The sequence below is a fragment of the Rahnella variigena genome, from assembly GCF_003610915.1.
Lineage (GTDB): Bacteria > Pseudomonadota > Gammaproteobacteria > Enterobacterales > Enterobacteriaceae > Rahnella > Rahnella variigena.
Genome location: NZ_NSDJ01000001.1, coordinates 606,137 through 628,702 on the forward strand (window position 1 = coordinate 606,137; position 22,566 = coordinate 628,702).

General features: G+C 54.5%; 18 protein-coding genes, 1 tRNA gene and 2 other RNA genes. 7 read left to right on the forward strand and 14 right to left on the reverse strand.

Going from position 1 to position 22,566, the window contains the following annotated elements; all coding sequences use genetic code 11:
* Positions 1–30 precede the first annotated feature (30 nt).
* A protein-coding gene (locus tag CKQ54_RS02790; protein ID WP_120349660.1) for an IS3 family transposase occupies positions 31–1,394 on the forward strand; the annotation gives its coding sequence in 2 pieces (ribosomal slippage) (positions 31–520 and positions 520–1,394; 1,365 coding nt in all).
* Positions 1,395–1,463: 69 nt separating this feature from the next.
* On the opposite strand, the gene dppF is transcribed toward CKQ54_RS02790, so the two are convergent.
* The 5 genes from dppF to dppA all read right to left on the reverse strand — a co-directional run bounded on the left by dppF (position 1,464) and on the right by dppA (position 7,255).
* Complete coding sequence (gene dppF, locus CKQ54_RS02795; protein WP_120164109.1) at positions 1,464–2,477, reverse strand: dipeptide ABC transporter ATP-binding subunit DppF; 1,014 nt, start codon at positions 2,475–2,477, stop codon at positions 1,464–1,466.
* Positions 2,467–3,492: a dipeptide ABC transporter ATP-binding protein gene (dppD, locus tag CKQ54_RS02800; protein WP_120164110.1), complete on the reverse strand. Its 1,026-nt coding sequence runs from the start codon at positions 3,490–3,492 to the stop codon at positions 2,467–2,469. The genes dppF and dppD overlap by 11 nt, the downstream gene beginning before the upstream one ends.
* Positions 3,493–3,502: 10 nt before the next feature.
* Positions 3,503–4,417, reverse strand: a complete 915-nt coding sequence (dppC, locus tag CKQ54_RS02805) for a dipeptide ABC transporter permease DppC (protein WP_013573446.1) — start codon at positions 4,415–4,417, stop codon at positions 3,503–3,505.
* 10 nt (positions 4,418–4,427) lie between these two features.
* On the reverse strand, positions 4,428–5,447 hold the full coding sequence (gene dppB / locus CKQ54_RS02810; RefSeq protein WP_013573445.1) for a dipeptide ABC transporter permease DppB: 1,020 nt from the start codon (positions 5,445–5,447) through the stop codon (positions 4,428–4,430).
* A gap of 200 nt (positions 5,448–5,647) precedes the next feature.
* Positions 5,648–7,255 (reverse strand): dipeptide ABC transporter periplasmic-binding protein DppA, encoded by a 1,608-nt coding sequence (gene dppA / locus CKQ54_RS02815; protein ID WP_120164111.1) that lies wholly within the window; start codon positions 7,253–7,255, stop codon positions 5,648–5,650.
* Between the two features lie 955 nt (positions 7,256–8,210).
* On the opposite strand from dppA, the gene CKQ54_RS02820 reads away from it, so the two are divergent.
* Together CKQ54_RS02820 and CKQ54_RS02825 are read left to right on the forward strand one after the other, a co-directional pair.
* A complete protein-coding gene (locus tag CKQ54_RS02820; protein WP_120164112.1) occupies positions 8,211–8,447 on the forward strand; it encodes a ParD-like family protein in 237 nt (78 codons plus the stop codon).
* Positions 8,416–8,745, forward strand: coding sequence for a type II toxin-antitoxin system RelE/ParE family toxin (locus CKQ54_RS02825; RefSeq protein WP_120164113.1), 330 nt, complete (start codon positions 8,416–8,418; stop codon positions 8,743–8,745). The genes CKQ54_RS02820 and CKQ54_RS02825 overlap by 32 nt, the downstream gene beginning before the upstream one ends.
* An 89-nt stretch (positions 8,746–8,834) precedes the next feature.
* On the opposite strand, the gene CKQ54_RS02830 is transcribed toward CKQ54_RS02825, so the two are convergent.
* From CKQ54_RS02830 to relB, 9 genes are all read right to left on the reverse strand, one after another.
* Positions 8,835–8,964: non-coding RNA, RtT sRNA (locus tag CKQ54_RS02830), on the reverse strand.
* A gap of 34 nt (positions 8,965–8,998) precedes the next feature.
* Positions 8,999–9,128, reverse strand: a non-coding RNA gene (locus CKQ54_RS02835) — RtT sRNA.
* Positions 9,129–9,162: 34 nt separating this feature from the next.
* Positions 9,163–9,239: transfer RNA gene (locus CKQ54_RS02840), tRNA-Pro, on the reverse strand.
* A gap of 100 nt (positions 9,240–9,339) precedes the next feature.
* The gene (gene eptB / locus CKQ54_RS02845) at positions 9,340–11,019 is read right to left on the reverse strand and encodes a kdo(2)-lipid A phosphoethanolamine 7''-transferase (protein ID WP_120163172.1); all 1,680 of its coding nucleotides are present in this window, start codon (positions 11,017–11,019) and stop codon (positions 9,340–9,342) included.
* A 242-nt stretch (positions 11,020–11,261) separates the two neighbouring features.
* Complete coding sequence (locus tag CKQ54_RS02850) at positions 11,262–11,684, reverse strand: organic hydroperoxide resistance protein (protein WP_112291684.1); 423 nt, start codon at positions 11,682–11,684, stop codon at positions 11,262–11,264.
* A 131-nt stretch (positions 11,685–11,815) separates the two neighbouring features.
* Entirely contained in the window at positions 11,816–12,280 is a 465-nt protein-coding gene (locus CKQ54_RS02855; protein WP_425272780.1) for a MarR family winged helix-turn-helix transcriptional regulator, read from the reverse strand.
* A 66-nt stretch (positions 12,281–12,346) separates the two neighbouring features.
* Complete coding sequence (locus CKQ54_RS02860; RefSeq protein ID WP_120163170.1) at positions 12,347–13,792, reverse strand: alpha/beta hydrolase; 1,446 nt, start codon at positions 13,790–13,792, stop codon at positions 12,347–12,349.
* On the reverse strand, positions 13,792–14,085 hold the full coding sequence (locus tag CKQ54_RS02865; RefSeq protein ID WP_113876892.1) for a type II toxin-antitoxin system RelE/ParE family toxin: 294 nt from the start codon (positions 14,083–14,085) through the stop codon (positions 13,792–13,794). Before CKQ54_RS02865 ends, CKQ54_RS02860 begins: the two co-directional genes overlap by 1 nt.
* Before the next feature lie 3 nt (positions 14,086–14,088).
* Positions 14,089–14,556, reverse strand: coding sequence for a type II toxin-antitoxin system RelB family antitoxin (gene relB / locus CKQ54_RS02870; protein WP_244220163.1), 468 nt, complete (start codon positions 14,554–14,556; stop codon positions 14,089–14,091).
* Between the two features lie 264 nt (positions 14,557–14,820).
* On the opposite strand from relB, the gene atzF reads away from it, so the two are divergent.
* The 4 genes from atzF to urtA all read left to right on the forward strand — a co-directional run bounded on the left by atzF (position 14,821) and on the right by urtA (position 22,417).
* A complete protein-coding gene (gene atzF, locus CKQ54_RS02875) occupies positions 14,821–16,668 on the forward strand; it encodes an allophanate hydrolase (protein WP_120163169.1) in 1,848 nt (615 codons plus the stop codon).
* A gap of 10 nt (positions 16,669–16,678) precedes the next feature.
* Complete coding sequence (gene uca, locus CKQ54_RS02880) at positions 16,679–20,311, forward strand: urea carboxylase (protein WP_120163168.1); 3,633 nt, start codon at positions 16,679–16,681, stop codon at positions 20,309–20,311.
* 26 nt (positions 20,312–20,337) lie between these two features.
* Positions 20,338–21,060 carry a GntR family transcriptional regulator gene (locus CKQ54_RS02885; RefSeq protein ID WP_120163167.1) on the forward strand — a complete coding sequence of 241 codons (723 nt, stop codon included), beginning with the start codon at positions 20,338–20,340 and terminating at the stop codon, positions 21,058–21,060.
* Between the two features lie 85 nt (positions 21,061–21,145).
* On the forward strand, positions 21,146–22,417 hold the full coding sequence (gene urtA, locus CKQ54_RS02890; RefSeq protein WP_120163166.1) for an urea ABC transporter substrate-binding protein: 1,272 nt from the start codon (positions 21,146–21,148) through the stop codon (positions 22,415–22,417).
* Positions 22,418–22,566 lie beyond the last annotated feature (149 nt).

Sequence of the window (22,566 nt, forward strand, 5' to 3'; positions counted from 1 at the left end):
GACACCCAACTGAGTAAGGTGCAGTTTTTTATGGCGAAGCCAAAATATACCCTCGAAACCAGAATGGCTGTGGTCAGCCATTACCTCTACGGCAATGACGGGACACAACGGACCGCAGAACGTTTTGGTGTCGAAAGAACATCCGTTCGTCGCTGGGTCAGAGCCTGGCAATTACACGGTATTGATGGCATTACCTGGAAAAATGACCGCCATTCTCCGGCATTCCGGATTGCTGTTGTCCGGACTGTTCTCGGTGAAGAACTTTCAATGCGCGAAGCTGCCGCACGGTTTAATATCTCAAACGAGACCGTCGTCCGGCACTGGGTTAATGTCTACAAAGACGCTGGTGAGAATGGACTTCTGAGCATAAAACCCGGCCGGAGCAAAGGCATGACAAAACCCAAAAAAGCATCCCCACTTACCGATGAGGCGCTGGAAAAGTTATCTCCCGAAGAGCTGCGGGCTGAGCTCCGTTACCTGCGTGCAGAGAATGCCTACCTAAAAAAGCTAAAGGCCTTAGTTCAAAGCGAGAAAAACGGCAAAAAGCCGCAATAATCAGTGAGCTAAGGCGTAATTATGCGCTTAGTGACCTTCTGCGTGCAGCGGGGATGTCCCGCAGTACGTGGTATCACAATATGAACGCGCTGAAGCGAGTGGACAGGCATGCCGGACTGAAAGACAAAATCAGAGAGATATACCACCATCATAAAGGGCGTTATGGTTACCGCAGGATCACGCTCTCACTGAGAAAGCAGGGGCTACTGGTGAACCATAAAACAGTACAGCGGCTGATGGCAGAGGTGTCGCTCCGGTCGCTTATCAGGGTGAAGAAATATCGCGCCTGGAAAGGGGAAGCGGGCAAGGCAGCCTCCAACATCCTGAGTCGGGACTTCAGTGCATCAAAAGCCAACGAAAAGTGGGTTACGGATGTTACAGAGTTCTCGATACAGGGTAAAAAGTTGTACCTGTCACCGGTTCTCGATCTTTTTAACCGGGAAATCATCTCATACAGCCTGTCGGAAAGACCGGTGATGGAAATGGTGAATACTATGCTGCGTGATGCGTTCGCAAAGCTCAGTCCAGAAGATGCCCCGTTGTTGCACTCGGATCAGGGTTGGCAGTATCGAATGGCAGCCTATCAGGCAAAATTAAAGGCAGAGGGCATAACGCAAAGTATGTCGCGTAAAGGAAACTGCCTGGATAATGCTGTAATGGAGAACTTCTTCGGTACGCTGAAATCGGAGTGTTTTTACCTGAGCCAGTTCGGGAGTCTCAGGGAACTGAGGGAGGCGATAGAGGGGTATATCCATTACTACAACAACGAAAGAATAAGCCTGAAATTAAAAGGCCTGAGTCCGGTAGAATACCGAACCCAGGCCCTGAAAGCCGCTTAACATGAACTGTCCAACTTTATGGGGTCAGTCCATTTCGCGGGCTTTTTCATTTCAGCTGTTCAGGCTGTTTTAGGCAACGGTCTGCGTGGTGCCGGTTTCATCCTGATCGACGGCAAAGCAGGCGACGAGCTGATCGCCGTACTGTTTCAGCTGAGGCTGGAACTGTTTGCAGGTGCCGAACGCACGGCGGCAGCGGGCGTTGAAGGCGCAACCGGCAGGCGGATTCAGCGGGCTTGGCAGTTCGCCGGTCAGCTTGATACGTTCACGGCGTTCGTCCGGATTCAGACGCGGCGTCGCGGACAGCAATGCCTGCGTGTACGGATGGCGCGGATTGCTGAAAACAGCCTCTTTCGGCCCCTTCTCCACGCAACGCCCCAGATACATCACCATCACTTCATCAGCGATATGTTCCACCACTGACAAATCATGCGAGATGAAGACGTATGACAGCCCTAAATCCTGCTGCAAATCCATCATCAGATTCAGTACCTGCGCACGCACGGAAACGTCGAGCGCGGACACCGGTTCATCGGCGATCACCACGTCCGGATCCAGCATCAGACCACGGGCGATAGCAATACGCTGACGCTGGCCGCCGGAGAACATGTGCGGATAGCGGTCGTAGTGCTCGGTTTTCAGGCCGACTTTCGCCATCATCGCCAGCGCTTTCTCGCGACGTTCTTCGCGGGTCAGTTTGGTGTTGATCAGTAGCGGTTCTTCGAGGATCTGGCCGACTTTCTTGCGCGGGTTCAGCGATCCGTAAGGATTCTGGAACACGATTTGGATCTTCTGACGACGCAGCTTTTCAGCGGTCGCATCAGGTTTCAGCAAATCCTGACCGCGGTAATACAGTTCACCGCCGGTCGGCACTTCAATCATGGTCAGCAGGCGGCCCAGCGTGGATTTACCACAACCAGATTCGCCCACCACCGCCAGCGTTTTACCGCGTTCGAGCGTAAACGACACGCCGTCGAGCGCTTTCACCGTGCGTTCCTGGCCGAAGATGCCCTTCTTCACCGGGTAATGTTTTTTCAGATCAATCGCGTGCAACAGCGGCTGCGATGAGGTGTTATCAGGACTCATAAGTAGGTCTCCCGGCATCATCCAGCGGATAATGGCACTTCGACTGACGCCCGTTCGCGAGGTCACGCAGCGCAGGTTCTTCTTTACGGCAACGGTCAGTTGCATACGGGCAGCGCGGATTAAGCAGACAGCCGTTCGGACGGTCATATTTGCCCGGCACTACGCCCGGCAATGACTGTAAACGCGCTTTGTCAGCGGCGAATTCCGGCAGTGAGCGCAGCAGTGCCTGAGTATACGGATGACGCGGCGCACGGAAGATTTCCGTGGCTTTCGCCGATTCCACCACCTGACCGGCGTACATCACGATGATGTGATGCGCGGCTTCCGCCACCAGCGCCAGGTCATGGGTGATCAGCATCAGCGCCATGTTTTCTTTCTGTTGCAGCTCAAGCAACAGTTCGATGATCTGCGCCTGGATGGTCACGTCGAGCGCGGTGGTCGGCTCATCGGCAATCAGCAATTTCGGGCGACAGGCGATCGCCATGGCGATCATCACGCGCTGGCTCATCCCGCCGGAAAGCTGGTGCGGATACACGTCGAGACGCGAAGCCGGATCAGGAATACCCACCAGATTGAGCAAATCGATGGTGCGCTGACGACGGGTCTTTTTGTTACCGCCCTGATGCACCTTGATAGCTTCCATAATCTGGAAACCCACGGTGTAACACGGGTTCAGGCTGGTCATCGGATCCTGGAAAATCATCGCGACTTCGGCACCGACAATCTGGCGGCGCTCTTTTTCGCTGATGCCCTGCAGGTTACGGCCACCAAACTCCAGTTTTTCCGCCATCACTTTGCCGGGGAAGTCGATCAGTCCCATCAGTGCCAGTGAACTGACCGATTTACCGGAGCCGGACTCGCCGACAATCCCAACCACTTCGCCCTGTTTCACGCTGTAACTGATACGGTCTACCGCGCGGAATGGCGTCCCTTCGTCACCAAAGTGAACGGAGAGCTTATCCACGGTCAGCAACGTTTTGCCGACCTGAACTTCATTCGTTAATGTTGTTTCCATCTCCAACCCCTTACTGCTTAAGTTTAGGGTCGAGGGCATCACGCAGGCCATCACCCATCAGGTTAAATGCCAGCACCGTCAGCAGAATGATCACGCCAGGAAAGGTCACGACCCACCAGGCACTTTGAGCAAACTGTAAGACGTCCGACAGCATGGTGCCCCACTCCGGCGTTGGCGGCTGTGCGCCCATACCGAGGAAGCCCAACGCTGCCATATCGAGGATGGCGTTGGAGAAGCCGAGCGATGCCTGAACAATCAGCGGCGCTAAGCAGTTAGGTAAAATGTTGATGAACATCTGACGGGCAGAACCGGCACCGGCGACGCGCGACGCGGTCACATAGTCGCGGTTCACTTCCACCAGCACCGCCGCACGGGTTAAACGGACATAGTGCGGTAACGCTACGAAGGTCAGCGCCAGCGAGGCGTTAACAATCGACGGGCCGAAAATGGCGACCAGCACCAGCGCCAGCAACAGGCTTGGCAGGGCCAGCATGATATCGACCACACGCATGATAATGGCGTCAACCACACCGCCGTAGTAACCGGCAAACAGACCGAACACCACGCCGAGGATCAGCGACAGTACGACCACCAGACAACCGACCAGCAGCGATAAACGCGCGCCGTACATCAGACGCGACAGAATATCGCGGCCCACGTCGTCGGTGCCCAGCAGGAATTTCCAGCTACCGCCTTCCATCCACACCGGCGGGCGCAGCAGCGCGTCACGGAACTGTTCAGCAGGCAAATGCGGTGCAATCACGTTCGCGCCAATCGCAATGACCAGCATGATAATGATGTAAGCCAGGCCGACAACGGCCCCTTTGTTACGCTTGAAGTAATGCCAGAATTCGCGCAAAGGCGGCATCGGCACTGGCGCAGCCGTCACTAACTCGTTAGCGACCGGCTCAGTGGTTTGAGACATTGTGCGCCCCTTATTTCTTGTGGCGAATACGCGGGTTGACCACGCCGTAGAGCACATCTACCAGCAGGTTAACCACGATGATCAGAGTAGCGACCAGCAACACCCCGCCCTGCACGACCGGATAGTCGCGGCGCTGGAGTGCGTCGATCAGCCACCGGCCGAGTCCCGGCCAGGAGAAGATGGTTTCCGTCAGGATGGCACCGCCGAGCAGCGTACCGACCTGCAAACCAATGATGGTCACCACCGGCAGCAGCGCATTGCGCAGTGCGTGGATGACGATCACCCGCATACGGCTGACGCCTTTGGCGCGCGCGGTACGGATGTAGTCTTCGCCCAGCACTTCCAGCATGGAAGAACGGGTCATACGCACAATCACCGCCAGCGGAATGGTGCCCAGCACGATAGCCGGTAAAATCATGTGCATCACAGCATCCACGAAATCACCCGGTTCGCCCCAGAAAAGCGTGTCGATCAGCATAAAACCGGTCAGCGGCAGGCTGTCATCCAGGAACACGGTATCGCTTATTCGCCCCGATACGGGCGTCAGATTAAGCTGCACCGAGACCAGCATCACCAGCATGATCCCCCACCAGAATATAGGCATCGAATAACCGGTCAGTGATATCCCCACGGCCGTGTGGTCAAATATCGATCCCCGTTTTACCGCCGCCAGCACACCCACCGGAATGCCGACAATGATCGCGAAAATCATCGCGCAGATGCCCAGTTCCAGAGTGGCTTTAAAGCGCGGTACAAATTCCTGCCAGACAGGGGTGCGGCTTTTTAAGGACGTGCCCAGGTCGCCATGCAGCACACCGTTCACGTAGTGGAAATATTGCTGGTAAAGAGGCTTGTCGAGCCCCATATCTGCCATCAGCTGGGCGTGACGTTCGGGGGAAACCCCGCGCTCGCCTGCCATGATGGTGACCGGGTCGCCTGGTATCATGTGTACGAAGGCAAAAGTCAGCAAAGTAATGCCGATAAACGTTGGGATAACTAACCCCAGACGTCGGAGTATGAACTGCAACATATCCCGTACTCTCTGTATAAAATGCCCGGAGAACCGTAGCTCGCCGGGCTTATTGTGGCTCACATTTCTTTCTTGAGAATCAAGGCTGTACTGAATGGCCCGCGAGCAAGGCGGAGGAGCACAGCAATCAAGACATACCTTCAGGTAGGCGAAGATTGCGAGCACCGCACAACGCAGCTCCCGGGTTATTCAGTAAGCGATCACTCCATTGAGACGTTTTCGAAGTGGTGTTTGCCGAGCGGGTCTACGACATACCCTTTAACTTCTTTACGAACAGGTTCGTACACGGTGGAGTGAGCAATGATCAGCGCCGGAGCCTGGTCATGCATCACCACCTGAGCCTGCTGGTACAGCGCAGCACGTTTGGCGTGATCAGATTCAGCACGGGCTGGCTGGATCAAATCTTCAAACGGCTTGTAGCACCAGCGGGAGTAGTTGGAACCGTCTTTGGCTGCCGCACAGCTGAACAGGGTGGCGAAGAAGTTATCCGGATCCCCATTGTCGCCGGTCCAGCCCATCATCACAGACTGGTGCTCGCCGTTTTTCGCACGCTTGAGGTATTCGCCCCACTCGTAAGTCACGATGTTGGCTTTCACGCCAATTTTCGCCCAGTCAGCCTGGATCATTTCAGCCATACGGCGTGCGTTCGGGTTGTACGGACGCTGTACCGGCATCGCCCACAGATCGATAGTGAAACCGTCTGCATGACCTGCTTCTTTCAGCAGCTCTTTGGCTTTCTCAGGATTGTATTCGTAATCCACGACGTCTTTGTTGTAGCCCCACATTGTTGGTGGGATCAGGTTTTTAGCCGGCTGGCCAGCACCCTGATAAACCGCATCGATGATGGCTTTTTTGTTCACAGCCATGGTCAGTGCCTGACGCACTTTCACTTCATCCAGCGGTTTCTTCTCAACGTTGAAGGACAGATAACCCACGTTCAGACCTGGCTGTTGCATCAGGTTGATGGTTTTATCTTTTTTCATTGCTGCGATGTCAGCCGGGTTTGGATACGGCATGACCTGGCATTCGTTTTTCTGCAGTTTCGCGTAACGCACGGAAGCGTCAGGCGTGATGGAGAAGACTAAACGGTCGATCTGCGGCTTGGTGCCCCAGTAGCCCGGGAATGCTTTGTAGAGGATGCGTGAATCTTTCTGGTATTGCAGAAGCTGGAACGGACCGGTACCGATGGGATCCAGGTCAACCTTCTCAGGGGTTTTCGCTTTCAGCATGTTGTCAGCGTATTCCGCAGACAGGATGGAAGCGAAGTCCATCGCCAGGTCAGCCAGGAACGGAGACTCCGGGCGGTTCAGGACGAACTGCACAGTGTTGTCGTCCACTTTCACGATCTTGTTGATCAGATCGCCCATGCCCATACCTTCGAAGTATTCGTAGCTGCCGCCAGAAACACCGTGGTATGCGTTATTTTTGTCCAGCTGACGCTCGAAGGAGAACACAACGTCGTCCGCGTTGAAATCACGGGTCGGTTTGAATTCCTTGTTGTCCTGCCATTTCACGCCTTTGCGCAGATGGAAGGTGTAGGTTTTGCCATCAGCAGACACGTCCCACTTTTCAGCCAGGCCAGGCTGGATTTCGGTGGTGCCGATTTTGAACTCAACCAGACGGTTGTAGATAGGCACGGAGCTTGCGTCATACGTGGTGCCTGAGGTGAACAACTGAGGGTTAAAGCCTTCAGGTGAACCTTCAGAACAAAACACTAACGTTTTTGCCTGGACACTGGCCGCAACGGTCAGCGCAATCAGGCCCATACTGAATTTCAGTAGCCCCGACTTACCTAAAGAGATTGTCATCGCTTCTGCTCCATTGATTAATGGTGATGTGGATGTGTGTGTTGTGTATACAGCTCACGTCACCCTTTATTTTTATTTGCGGGTGACTGTGTTTGCTCGTGCGCTGCAATAAGTCCAACCAGAGCATGGTGAACTGCCATTTTTTTCCTGCGATCTGTAAAGTTGTCTTTACAAAAGCTTACCGGAAATAATCACTGGTCTTCCTTGGGGCTATCAATTTGGCAACTCCTATCCTTGACGTCAATATAACCATCAGGCATTTACACAGACTGTGAGTTACAACAAACAAACATAAAAAAACATTTCGTTAACCAAATCAGGACGAATGTTCAGTCTGCACAGCAAATAACCACACAATCCCCTTTGTAAAAGAATATTCCTGGGGGTTTCACCCATTTTAAATCCCTAAAAATTTCTTGCTAAACGATGAATATATGAACGGTTATTTTTGAGATAGGGGTGGAAACCAGCGGAAAATGCTGGGAAGTGCAGCAAATGACCGTGCAGGTTCAGAGAACGTGTTTACCCCGGCACCGTCAAAACACCCCAAAATGGCGCAAACGCACAGGGGTGGTGCAGGTCAATATCCGTACCGGTTTAGCCTGTTTTTCCGGCATCAGGGAGGGAGAGGACGGACATTGATTGAAACGAATATGTTAAGGAGTTTTTAAATTGTGGCGCGCTTATTGCTTATTCTTAAGAGCTTATTACCTGCCAGATTTGCGAGAAAGCACCTAACATCGGGTGCAAATAAAATATCCCAACAAACCTTTTTACATGACACCTCGCAGACCTTCAAAGTCCTGCCAAAAATCCCTTTCTTACGTGGGAAGAGCTGCCTATTCTCGGTTCTCAGGCAATGAGGAGATTGATCGAAATTCGCGACAATTTGTTGCGTAAAGCAATGTTATGGCGCACCCTGCTATCGGGTATACAAAACGACCAGAGGTAAACCATGGCAACCAGTATTCGTTTAGACGACGACTTTGTGAGTGATGTGAAAATACATGCGGAAGCCTCCCACCGGAGCATTCCCAAGCAGATTGAACACTGGGCAAAAATCGGCCGGATCGCTGAAGACAATCCTGATCTGACTTACCGGTTCATTGTGGAAACGTTATTAGCCAAAAGCGAGATGGATAACAACAAGGTAACGCGCTATGCCAGAAGGACTGAGCGGTCAAAGGATTGATACGTTTGAATCTCATCGCTTTACCAGAGCCTTTGGACGATTAACTTTGTCACAGCAGATTGCCGTCGATGATGAAATCGAGCGCATACAGGGAAATCCACTGATCGGAGAACTGAAGAAAGGCGATCTCAGCTATTTAAGAGTGCATAAATTTCCGCTCGAAAAACAGCAGGCATTACTGGGATACTGCTGGCGGGAAGAGAAAATAGAACTGTATCTGCTGAGCCTGGATTCGCATGAGAACTTCTATCAGGACCATAAAAATCACCGTAAAGGTGATTTGAAGATGATGAAATAACTTCTCACAAAGCAAAAACCCGCAACCAGAAGGCCGCGGGCTTTTACAGGCGAAAAAAAACCTGCTTTAAAAAGCAGGTTTTTCAAATGTGGTCGGCGAGAGAGGATGACGCGCATCTGCGATGCTTGCCCTGCGGGTCGTTGCTAAAGCAACGTTGTCTCGCTTCGCTCGGCTCAAACCTCCTTCGGAGGTTCTCATCCTCTTTTACTACAGGCGAAAAAAAACCTGCTTTAAAAAGCAGGTTTTTCAAATGTGGTCGGCGAGAGAGGATGACGCGCATCTGCGATGCTTGCCCTGCGGGTCGTTGCTAAAGCAACGTTGTCTCGCTTCGCTCGGCTCAAACCTCCTTCGGAGGTTCTCATCCTCTTTTACTACAGGCGAAAAAAAACCTGCTTTAAAAAGCAGGTTTTTCAAATGTGGTCGGCGAGAGAGGATTCGAACCTCCGACCCACTGGTCCCAAACCAGTTGCGCTACCAAGCTGCGCTACTCGCCGAATGGGGCGCATCTTACTGCGACCCCCTCAGAGCGTCAACGGCTTTTTATAACATCCGCACTGACTGCCCAGATTTTGTCCTATACGGCGCCAAAATAACCTATAGCTTCTGTTCTGCCTGAGGTTTAGCACACCAGTTATTCGCCGGATTAATACCACCGTCTGGCGATGTATAACCCAGACAGCCTAAAATCGAATCGAATAGCTCAACGTGACGTTTCCTCGCACCGACCCGCTGCTGTGCCTGTAGCTGTTCAAACGCCAGCTTGTGTTCTGGCTGCTCCAGGAAGCTGTCAGAAGCCCACACCATCATCGGCACGCGGAACTGCTCCGGCGGGGCCATCTCGCGCGGCGTGCCGTGCAGATGTGAATTCTCATCAATTGATTCACCGTGATCGGAGGCATAAAACACCAGCGCTTTCTTATCACGCAACTGATCAATCACGTTGTCGATAAAGGTATCGGTATACAACACGCTGTTATCAAAGGCGTTGATCAGTTCATCTTTGGTACAGGTATTGCTCTTACACTCCGGCGTATAACGTGCGTAACTGCGCGGATAACGCTGGGAATAGAGGTAATGCGAGCCTTTTGTATGCAGGATCACCAGATGCTTACCTTTCGGGTGCGTTCTCAGGGATTCCTGTAACTCATTGACCAGCAACATGTCATCGACCGGCTTGCCGTCGTTGCGCTTTTCAGAGGCTATGATTTCGCGGAAAGAGAAGTTATTGGTGTCCGCGTTGTTGTAGAACCACAGCTCGCTTTGCATCGCGAACAGCTCAGAGGTGAAGCCCAGCGACTTCATCACCGCGAAAATATTCTGCTCTTTCAACGTACGCTGCGGGTTATCCGCCGTACCGCCTTCGCGCACAAACATACAGCGCAGCGACAGCTTGGTTGCCGTATCACAGGAGGTACCGCGGAACGCCACCAGATTCTTTTCTTTCGACAAGCGCGGCGTGGTATCGCGCTCATAACCCAGAATGCCTAAGTGATCCCAGCGGGTAGTTTCGCCGATGATAAATACGACGTAGGTATCGTCGATATCTGCGGGCGGAACGTAGGTGAATTCCTTCGCCGGATCAAAGTAATTACCGGCATCCCGGCTTTCATCAACCTGCGTATAAGCATACAAACCCAGCGCGGCCAGCCAGTTAGACGGCAGATAGGAGTGCGCGACGACGCCACCATAACTGGGCAAATCGACGTTGGTTTTCTTCTCATTCACACTTTGTTCGTGGTCGAGATATCGCAGCGGCAGCCAGACAAGTAACGCTGTCGCCAGCAAAACGATCAATGGCAACGCACGTTGCCCCGGCGTTTTTATCTGCTCCATCAGCGTCAGACGCAGGTTGTTTTTCCAGATAAGGAATAACGGAACAGCACTGACCAGCGCCATCCAGATAAACAGATGCCACCCGATGATTTCTTTGCTGAGGTCGATATCCGTGGTCATCACCGAAACGACAATGCCGTACCCAATCACCACGTTGAACATCACCATGTAATAACTGGCGGCGACCGAAATCAGCACCAGTAATGTGGCGATGATGCGGAAAAACAGCTTTCCACCCAGCGAAATTAAACGCAGCACGAAGAAGGTAAACAGGACGATGGCACAAACTTCGGTGACTGCCTGAATCAGTTCAGTTGAAGTGAAATGATTGACCAAAGCGGCAAAGCGGCGTTGAAACACGGAGACATTCAGGAAAATGCCAATGTAAATCGCTAACAATAAAGAGATATTTTGCTGCGATAGAGTTTTCACTCTATTCATGTAATGTGGTTTTCCGGAAGTTTTTTGAAAGATTCTGAATCATTGTGACATGTTTATGCCCCTCGAGTTCACGGATTATGCTGAGATTACGTTTATATACATACTGGCCTGAACAGCAGGAAAGAAGCGCCCTGCAGAGGTGACAGAGAGATCATGGCGGGTTTTTCAGACATGAAAAAGGAGGCCGGAGCCTCCCTGGTATTTCATTAAAACGCCCCTGGTGAAGGCGGTATGACTAAAAATTACTTAATATTCAAAGTGACGTCGATGTTGCCGCGGGTCGCATTAGAGTACGGGCAAACCTGATGGGCTTTCGCCACCAGTGCTTCTGCTTCGCTGCGCTCGAAGCCTGGCAGGGTAATATCCAGCTGAACTTCAATACCGTAACCGCCCGGAATTGCGCCGATGCCGACTGCGCCTTCAATTTTGGCGTCCGCAGGGATCTTAATTTTTTCTTGTGCGGCAACGGCTTTCAGTGCGCCGAGGAAGCAGGCGGAATAACCCGCTGCAAACAACTGCTCAGGGTTGGTGCCGCCGCCCATGCCGCCCATTTCTTTTGGTACACCCAGTTTGACGTCAAGAACGCCGTCGTCAGAAGTCGCACGACCATCACGACCACCGGTGGCTGAGGCATGAGCACGATACACAACTTTTTCAATAGACATATTTCGTTCCTTAATCAGTGAGAGTCATAAAATATTAAACGATTTAATCGCACACTACTTATTTGATTCTATCAAACGAGTCTAAGATGCTCCTTCAGACTCGTCTGTTTAACACTCTTCAAAGCGAAGTTTTACGCTTTGTCCTGAAGCTTCGCCCGTAAGACTTCCAGTTGCTGCTTCAGCGCCACAATTTCGCCAACTTCACATTCGGTCGCACACAAAATGGCTTCGGGAATACCCTGCGCTTTTTCGCGTAACGCCCGGCCTTCTGCGGTCAGGGAGATAATCACCTGACGCTCATCGGCTTTCGCCCGCTGACGCATCAGCAAACCGGCGGTTTCCAGACGCTTTAACAGTGGCGTCAAAGTAGCAGAATCGAGAAACAGTTTTTCGCCGATTTCAGATACTGTGACTTCATCACGCTGCCAGAGCACCAGCATCACCAGATATTGCGGGTAAGTCAGATCGAGTTGCCCGAGCAATTTACGGTAAACCTTATGCAGTGCCAGATTCGCGGAGTACAGCGCGAAACACATCTGTTGATCCAGATGCAGCATGCCGTTTTGTGTTGAGTCGGTATCTGTTGTCATGTTCATGTCGCCAATATATATAGCGCGCGATATTATCGCAAGCGCTTTTTTATGTTATCTCAACCCGCCGGTTCAGAAACCTTCAATCCGCTGCAGCATATACGGATAAAACGGGTTGGATGAAACACGCATCAGCTGATCCATACTTACCACCAGCGCACCGCTTTCACCCCGCGCGGCCAGCGTACCGAGCCTGATACCAAATTGCGCAGGGCCTTGCGGATTGCGCCCGTACAGCGAATCATTTGTCGGAAAAGGCAGCGCGACATGCGACAGCGAATAGAATTCTGAAGGATAGTTCAGACCGAGTGGCGTAACTGAAGCGCTGTTTTGCCCTGCTACTGTGATTTTCGCTACCGTGGCCGCATCATCCGGCGAAGCATTGGTAATCACCGTCGTCTGATAGGCGCGCGGCGGCGCAGGCAGCAGGCGCTCAACGGCGGTTTCCGATGACGGACGCAGCAGCGGCCCGACATACGCACTGCGGTTAATATCAAACAGTACCAGCTGGCTGCCGTTTGCCGGGAGCTGATTAAACAACGCCGTCACCACCGCACGGGCGCTGACGGTTGAATCAACCACCGACTGGAACGCCAGCACAGGCGGTAACTTTGAAAGCTTGCCGGACTCCGCGTCTTTACTGATTTGCTGTTGCAAAACATGGGTCAGCAGATAAGACTGACGCGCCGCTTTCACCGGGAATGAATTGTATTTAAACGGATTAAATTCAGGCATCAGATTCAGCCAGGCGGTTTTGGCAAAGGCAGGGAAAATTGCCGGCCAGCCCGCATATCCGGCAAAGCGCGCAAAACTGGTCACGCCAATCATCGGGGAAATCAGCACCACCCGCGAAGGCCGCGCCAGAGCCGGATCATCGAGCGAATCCAGGGTGTATTTCATCGCCAGCGCACCACCGTTGGAGAAACCCACCAGTTGCAGCGGCACATCCGCCCCCGCTGCACGTCGTGCCTCGCGAATTGCCAGCCGCGTTGCCGCCAGCCACTGTTCCCAGTCGACGTTGGTCAGTCCCCCCGGTACGGTGCCGTGTCCGGGCAGACGGATACCGACGGCAACGAATCCACGGCGACGATAATCCTGCGCAATATGCCGCAGACTGTATGGGGAATCGGTCAGACCGTGCAACAGCACCACCGCGCCGACCGGTTTACCGTCGGGCATCAGCTCATAAGAGCGGTTCCAGTCCTGCGCAAAATGCTCGGGATAAATCGGGCTGCGATCGTAATAGCGGTTAAGCGGAATACGATCTTCTCTGTCGAGTTTGTCCGTCACCTGCTGCTTCACTTCAGCAAACGCCTGCTGCTCGGCGCGTAAATACGCCGGCCAGTCGCTCTTATCCAGTTGCTCCGTACTCAGTTCGTCCGGCACCAGTTTGTGCCACGGCTCAAGCGGCGGCCCCTGTAAGGCGTCATAAGTACGCACAGCCAGCAGCGTAATAATCACCAGAATCAGCGCCAGTAACAGCTTTTTCAGGCGTTCAGAGAGATGACGAAGTTGCATTAAATAGGGGTTTCCTCTGGCCAATGCTGAGCGCTATGCACCAGTCTGATGATTTGAATTTCGGTGTCAGTCACGCGATATACCATCCTGAAATGCTTACGAATAATACATTCTCTGGTTCCGGTAACGCGTCCTGCTACATACATGTCGGGACTGAGTAGAATGCGCTCTGCTGCGTCATCAAAATCATCATCCAGTTCAATAGCGGCATGAGGATTCTCACCCGCGACATAACTGAATATATGCTCGCGATCATCCTGCGCATGTGGTTTCCATACCAGCATTTTGATCATTCGTTACTTTTCCTGTTCCTTAAGTAACGCGGCTTTCCGGGCTGCAAACTCAGCCTTCACCTGTTCGTGAGGAATGACGGGGCGCGGATCATCCAGTGATTCCTGAACCCGTTTCCGGAACCACAAATCATAGGTAGCTTCATCCATCGCGGCAGCTTCATGCGCCCTTTTTAGCGCTGCCGACCGGTCGGGGCGAGTTCCTTTACCGCTCCCTACAGGATCATAGTCGGTAATATCCACTTCGAACTGGTTTATGCCCAGGTCTTTTAAATAAGCCGCCAGCGTGTCGAAACGCTTGAAAACCCGCACTTTACCGCTGCGTTGTGCGATAAGGGTCCGCTGATGTTCGCCGTATCTGATCACTATTATCCACCCTCCCTGTTGTGCGACCACGCTGAACTGGCTGACCGCGCCAGCTTCTGCCAGACAAATTAATGTGGAATGGTCGATAGTTTCTTTAGACATAGCCATACCAGCCTTTCTGCAAATAATAATAAATCATCGGTTCATACAACTATATACCGATACCTCTACTGAGCCAGATTTATCTTTTTGATGCGAGGCATCGCGCAAATTTTCGCCCCAATTTTGCCCAATTGCATTCCGTCCGTGGTGCAACAAATATACAGCCCGGTCATACAACAATGACTAAACTCAATAAAATCAATGAATAATGATGTGGCACAAGCTTTGCTTAGATGAATTCAATCTTGTATACCAGATGGGATTCAAAACATGGCTTCAGTTTCAGACACAGTCACATCACCCTTTCGCGGTTTTACCTTGCGGGAATGGCAGCAACATTACCGTAGTGCGCCAGACAGCCTGCGCACCACGCTTTCTCTGGTTATGGGAAGCCTGAGTCAAAACGACAATGCCTGGATTTATCTCGCCAACGCAGAGCAGCTGGAGGCGCAAATCCTCCACCTTGAAGCCCTTCGCCATCAGCATGAAGGCTCGCTGAGTGCCCTGCCGTTGTTTGGTGTGCCCTTCGCCGTTAAAGACAATATGGATATCGCGGGCTGGCCGACCACGGCGGCGTGTCCGGCGTTTGCTTACACCGCAGAAGCAGACGCTACCGTGATTGCCAATCTGAAAGCCAAAGGCGCAATAGTGATTGGCAAAACCAATCTCGATCAGTTCGCCACCGGCCTGGTCGGCACCCGTTCTCCTTACGGCGCAGTCCCTAATACCTTCAATCCTGATTACGTCAGCGGCGGATCCAGTTCTGGTTCGGCTTCCGTTCTGGCACGCGGTCTGGTGGCCTTTTCGCTGGGCACCGACACCGCCGGTTCCGGCCGTGTTCCGGCAGGCTTTAATAATGTCGTCGGGCTGAAACCGACCAAAGGCTGGCTGTCGAATACCGGCGTGGTTCCGGCCTGCCGCCTGAATGATTCCGTCTCGATTTTCGCCCTGACAGTCGCCGATGCCCAGACCGTCGCCCAGGCCGCTGGCGGTTTTGATGCTGCCGATGCCTACTCCCGTAGAAATCCGTTTACCGCGCCGGTCGCCATGTCACCGCATCCGCGCTTTGCCGTGCCGGACAGTCTGGAATTTTTCGGCGACGCGCTGGCGGAATTTGAGTTCGATCAGGCGCTGGAACGTCTGAACAGCAGCGGCATCACCCTCGTTCCCGTCGATTTCACGCCGTTCCGCGAACTGGCAGAGCAACTGTATTACGGCGCATGGGTGGCAGAACGCACCGTAGCGGTCGGCGAAATTTTCGAAGAAAGCCCGGAAGCGATGGATCCGATCGTTCGCGGGATTGTCGCCAATGGCCTGAACTACACCGCGAGCGATGCCTGGCGCGCTGAATATTTACGCGCTGAGCTGTCACGCAAAATCAGTCTGACGCTGGAAGGATTTGATGCACTGGTGGTGCCGACATCACCGACCATCCGCACGCAGCAAGAGCTGGTGCAGGAACCGGTGCTCTACAACTCGCAGTTCGGCATTTACACCAACTTCACCAATCTGGCGGATTTGTCCGCGCTGGCGCTGCCTTCCAGCCTGCGCGCCGACGGTCTGCCCGCCGGTATCACGCTGATTGCTCCAGCCTGGCACGACGATGCACTGGCCAGTTTTGGCCGTCAGTGGCAGCGCAGCCTGAATCTGCCGCTCGGCGCAACCGGGCTGGCGATGAAATCCGAAGAATTCATGGCATCTGCGCCGGTCAGCGCTGCCAGCGTGCGCGTTGCCGTGGTTGGCGCACACCTGACCGGCATGCCGCTGAACTTCCAGCTCACCAGCCGCAACGCGGTACGCGTCGAACAAACCACGACCGCTGCAACCTACAAACTTTACGCCCTCGCCAATACCACACCGCCAAAACCGGGGCTGGTGCGGGCAGAAGGCGGCAGCGCGATTATCGTCGAACTGTGGGATATCCCGCTGGCGCGCTTTGGTGAATTCGTCGCTGAAATCCCGGCACCACTCGGCATGGGTTCGCTCGAACTGGCTGACGGACGCAGGGTGAAAGGCTTTATCTGCGAGCCGTGGGCGCTTGGCGAGGCCACCGATATCACCGCATTTGGCGGCTGGAGAAGTTACATCCAGAGCCTGAATTCACCGGTAAAAAGCTGAGGACGCGCACATGTTTAACACCGTTTTAATTGCTAACCGTGGCGAAATTGCCTGCCGCGCGATCCGTACGCTGAAACGTCTGGGCGTGACCAGCGTGGCCGTTTATTCCGACGCTGACCGCAATGCACCGCACGTCACGCAGGCGGATATCGCCATCGCGCTGGGCGGCGAAAAGGCCAGCGAAAGCTACCTGATGATCGACAAAATTCTGGCCGCCGCGAAAGAAACCGGCGCGCAGGCGATTTATCCGGGATATGGCTTTTTATCGGAAAGCGCAGAATTCGCCGATGCCTGCGAAGCGGCAGGCATTGCGTTTATCGGCCCGACCGCCGGACAAATCCGCGAGTTTGGCCTCAAGCATCGTGCCCGCGAATTGGCCGGTGCCGCAAATGTACCGATGACGCCGGGCACCGGGTTGCTCGCCAGCCTTGATGACGCCGTGAAAGCCGCCGCAGACATCGGTTATCCGGTGATGCTGAAAAGCACCGCAGGCGGCGGAGGCATTGGCCTGACGCGCTGTGACGATGAAGAGGCCCTGCGCGCCGCGTGGGACAGCGTGAAGCGTCTCGGCGAACAGTTTTTCCGCGACGCCGGTGTGTTTCTCGAACGCTTTGTCGATCGCGCCCGTCACGTCGAAGTACAGATTTTTGGCGACGGCAAAGGCCGGGTGATGGCACTCGGCGAACGCGACTGTTCGTTGCAGCGCCGCAATCAGAAAGTGGTGGAAGAAACCCCTGCACCGAATTTGCCGCAGGCCAGCCGCGAAGCGTTACATCGCGCCGCCGTGCATCTCGGCGAATCGGTGAACTACCGCAGCGCCGGTACCGTTGAATTTATCTATGACGCCACGCGCGACGAATTTTATTTTCTCGAAGTGAATACCCGTTTGCAGGTGGAGCATCCGGTCACCGAAATGGTCACCGGTCTGGACTTGATCGAATGCATGCTGAACGTCGCCGCCGGTGAACCGCCCGACTGGCCTGCAATGGAAAAAGCCCCGCAGGGCGCGTCGGTGGAAGTGCGTATTTACGCCGAAGATCCGCTGAAGAATTTCCAGCCGAGTCCGGGCGTGCTGACCGAAGTCTTTTTCCCCGAAGACGTCCGCGTCGATGGCTGGGTTTCAACCGGCAGTGAAGTGTCGGCCTTTTACGACCCGATGATCGCCAAACTGATTGTTCACGGCACCGACCGTCAGGACGCACTGGCGAAAATGTCGTCTGCGCTGGCCGCCACCCGTCTGCACGGCATCGCCACCAATATCGATTATCTGCGTCAGGTGGTTGCCACGCCGGTGTTCCGCGACGGCGAAATGTGGACGCGCATGCTCGACAGTTTTGTTTACTCGCCAAACGCCATCGAGGTGATCGCGCCCGGTACGTACAGCAGCGTGCAGGATTATCCGGGGCGTCTCGGTTACTGGGATATCGGCGTGCCGCCGTCCGGTCCGATGGACGATTTTGCCTTCCGTCTCGCCAACCGCATTGTCGGCAATCATCTGGATGCCGCCGGTCTGGAATTCACGTTACAGGGACCCACCCTGCGCTTTCATTGCGACGCGGTGATCGCGCTGACCGGCGCACGCTGTCCGGCACATCTCGATGGCGAAGCTGTTTCTTACTGGCAGCCGGTGAACGTTAAGGCCGGTCAGACGCTGACTCTTGGCCGCGCTATGCAGGGTTGCCGCACGTATCTTGCCGTGCGTAACGGTTTCGACGTGCCGGTGTATCTCGGCAGCCGTTCGACGTTTGCGCTCGGGCAATTTGGCGGTCACGCCGGTCGCACGCTGCGTGTCGCCGATATGCTGACCGTTTCGCAGCCGGAACTTGCGGCCTGCACCACGCCCGCACCGGTCGGTTTACCGCAGGCGGCGGCGGAAAATATCGTGCCGCCTTACGGCGACATCTGGAATATCGGCGTGCTTTACGGGCCGCACGGCGCACCGGATTTCTTCACCACAGGATCCATCGACACTTTCTTCCAGTCTGAATGGCAGGTGCATTACAACTCCAACCGCCTCGGCGTGCGGCTGGTTGGCCCGAAACCACACTGGGCGCGGCAGGATGGCGGCGAAGCCGGTCTGCATCCGTCAAACGTGCATGACTGCGAGTACGCCATCGGCGCGATTAATTTCACCGGTGACTTTCCTGTCATTCTGACCCGCGACGGGCCAAGCCTCGGCGGTTTCGTCTGTCCGGTGACCATTGCCAAAGCCGAATTGTGGAAAGTCGGTCAGGTAAAACCGGGCGATAAAATCCGTTTTCATCCGATCAGTTTTGAACAGGCACAGGCGCTGGAACTGGCGCAGCAAGGCACGCTGGACTCGCTGATGCCAGTCAACGCGATGGCGCTGCCGGTGCCGTCTCTGCTGCCGGACACCACGGCCTCCGCCACCATTCTCGCGGCGCTTCCGGCGACGGCTGAACGTCCTTCGGTGGAATACCGTCAGGCAGGCGACGGCTACGTGCTGATTGAGTACGGCGATAACGTGCTGGATCTGGCGGTGCGTATGCGCATCTACCTGCTGATGAACGCCATCAAAGCCGCCGGTCAGCAGGGTATTGAAGAACTGTCGCCGGGCGTGCGTTCGCTGCAAATCCGCTACGACAGCCGCGTGCTGCATCAGACGGCGCTGCTTCAGCATTTACTGACGCTCGAACACAACCTGGCGGATGTCAGCCAGCTCAAGATCCCGACCCGCATCGTGCATATGCCGATGGCATTTGAAGATTCCGCCACACTCGGCGCGGTCGAACGCTATCAGCAAACCGTGCGCGCAGACGCGCCGTGGCTGCCAAATAACGTCGATTTCATCCAGCGCACCAACGGGCTGGCGAGCCGCGAAGATGTGAAAAACATCATTTTCGACGCCAGCTATCTGATCCTCGGGCTGGGCGATGTGTATCTCGGCGCGCCGTGCGCGGTGCCGGTCGATCCGCGCCATCGCCTGCTGAGTTCCAAATACAACCCGGCGCGCACCTTTACCGCCGAAGGCACGGTCGGTATCGGCGGCATGTACATGTGCATTTATGGCATGGATTCGCCGGGCGGCTATCAGCTGGTCGGCCGCACGCTGCCGATCTGGAATAAGTTTCTCAAGAATGAGCAGTTTAAAAACGGCGAGCCGTGGCTGCTGCACTTCTTCGATCAGGTGCGGTTCTATGAAGTTACCGAAGCCGAACTGGAAATCCAGCGCGAGGCGTTCCGCGAAGGCCGCGCACAAATCCGCATCGAAGAAACTGAGTTCGATTTCGCGCAGTACACGCAATTTCTTGCCGACAACGCCGCCGATATTGCTGATTTCCGCTCGAAACAAACCGAAGCCTTTACCCGCGAAGTGGCGCACTGGCATGAAGCCGAAAGCGCCGCGGTGGAAGCTGCGGCCAACGCCGTGCAGTTAGTGGAAGACGATGCAGATCAGGACGGGCATTTAGTCAGCGCCGACCTGAACGGCAACGTCTGGAAAATCCTGGTCGAGCCGGGCCAGCAGGTGGAAGAAGGCCAGCCGCTGATCGTCGTCGAAGCCATGAAAATGGAGCTGTCGGTGAATGCGCCTTGCGCCGGAACCGTACTGAAAATCAGTTGCCAGCAGGGGCGTCCGGTCGGACCGGGCGATGCTTTGCTGTGGCTGGACGCAGCCGTTTAACGCTACCGACATACAGGGAATATTGCATGCAACTGACGGGCTCTAAATCTTCACGCAGTAAAAACCGTCCGGAAGGACTGGCGGAACGCATCTATCAGCAGCTGAAAGATGACATTTTCAGCTTCCGCCTGCTGCCCGGTGACCGGTTCAGCGAAAACGACATTGCCGACCGGATGGAGGTCAGCCGCACGCCTGTGCGTCAGGCGCTGTTCTGGCTGGAACACGAAGGCTACGTCGAAGTGTTTTTCCGCAGCGGCTGGCAGGTTCGTCCGTTCGATTTCGATTTTTTCGAGCAACTGTATGACCTGCGCATCGTGCTGGAACTGGAAGCGGTGAAACGTTTGTGCGCGCTGCCGCCTGCCGTTCAGCCGTTGCAACTGGCCGAACTGAAAGCCTTCTGGATTGATCAGCCGCCGCTCGAAGACGGTCAGCTGGTGTCGCGCTATGACGAAGAGTTTCACATGACGCTGGTGGCCGCGGCGGGTAACGCCGAAATGGCGCGCATTCACCGCGAACTGACCGAAAAAATCCGCATCATACGGCGTCTGGATTTCACCAAAGGTGAGCGTGTGAACGCCACCTATAAAGAGCACACGGGCATTCTGCTCGCCATCATTCAACAACAAACAGAGGAGGCGCAGCGCCAGTTACACGACCACATTGCCGTCAGTAAAGCCGAGGTGCGCAAAATTACCCTGCATATGTTGCACCGGGCGCGGGCGGAGAGTGACGCGGGCAACCCGTCATGACTTTTTTAAATGTTTTTTCGACTTTCACCATAACAGCGTTCTCTTAACGTAATTACATCACAGCATTTTTACAGAGGATTCATCTATGCAACGTCGACGTTTTATTAAAGCCTTTGCTCTTTCCGCCACCGTAGTCAGCATGGGTCTAGCCTGGAGCGCACAGGCTGCCGACACCATCAAAGTCGGTATCATGCATTCGCTTTCCGGCACCATGGCCATTTCAGAAACCCCGCTGAAAGACATCGCGCTGATGACCATTGATGACATCAACGCTAAAGGCGGCGTGCTGGGTAAAAAGCTGGAGCCGGTAGTGGTCGATCCGGCCTCTAACTGGCCGCTGTTCGCTGAAAAAGCCCGCCAGTTGCTGACGCAGGATAAAGTCGCGGTAGTGTTCGGCTGCTGGACGTCGGTGTCGCGTAAATCCGTGCTGCCGGTGTTTGAAGAACTGAACGGTCTGCTGTTCTATCCGGTGCAGTACGAAGGTGAAGAGATGTCGCCAAATGTGTTCTACACCGGCGCCGCGCCTAACCAGCAGGCCATTCCGGCGGTGGAATATCTGATGAGTGAAGACGGCGGCGGTGCCAAACGCTTCTTCCTGCTCGGCACCGACTACGTGTATCCGCGCACCACCAACAAAATCCTGCGTGCCTTCCTGCATTCCAAAGGCGTGAAAGACAGCGACATCGAAGAAGTCTATACGCCGTTCGGTTACAGCGATTATCAGACCATCGTTTCCAATATTAAGAAATTCTCCGCAGGCGGCAAAACCGCGGTGATCTCCACCATCAACGGCGATTCCAACGTGCCGTTCTATAAAGAGCTGGCGAACCAGGGGGTGAAAGCCACCGATGTGCCGGTGGTGGCCTTCTCCGTCGGCGAAGAAGAGCTGCGCGGCATCGACACCAAACCGCTGGTCGGCGATCTCGCAGCGTGGAACTACTTCCAGTCGGTGGATAACCCGACCAACAAGAAATTCGTGGCTGAATGGAAGGCTTACGCGAAGGCGCACAAACTGCCGAACGCCGATAACGCCGTGACCAACGACCCGATGGAGGCGACCTATGTCGGCATCCATATGTGGGCGCAGGCGGTGGAAAAAGCCGGGACGACAGACGTGGATAAAGTGCGTACCGCAATGGCCGGACAGACCTTCGCCGCACCTTCCGGCTTCACGCTGACCATGGATAAAACCAACCATCACCTGCACAAACCGGTGATGATCGGTGAAATCGAATCCAACGGTCAGTTCAACGTGGTCTGGCAGACCGATAAACCGATCCGCGCCCAGCCGTGGAGCCCGTACATCGCGGGTAACGATAAAAAGCCAGATACCCCGGTGAAAACAGCCAGTAACTGATTGTTTTAGCTCCTTCTTGCGAAGGGGTTGAAGAGAAAACCGGTCAGCTCCCTCCCCTGCGAAGGGGAGGGCTGGGGTGGGGTATTAATGGCGACTGTGTTGCTTGCAAAACCCCCTCCCCGCCTCCCCCTTCGCAGGGGGAGGAGCAA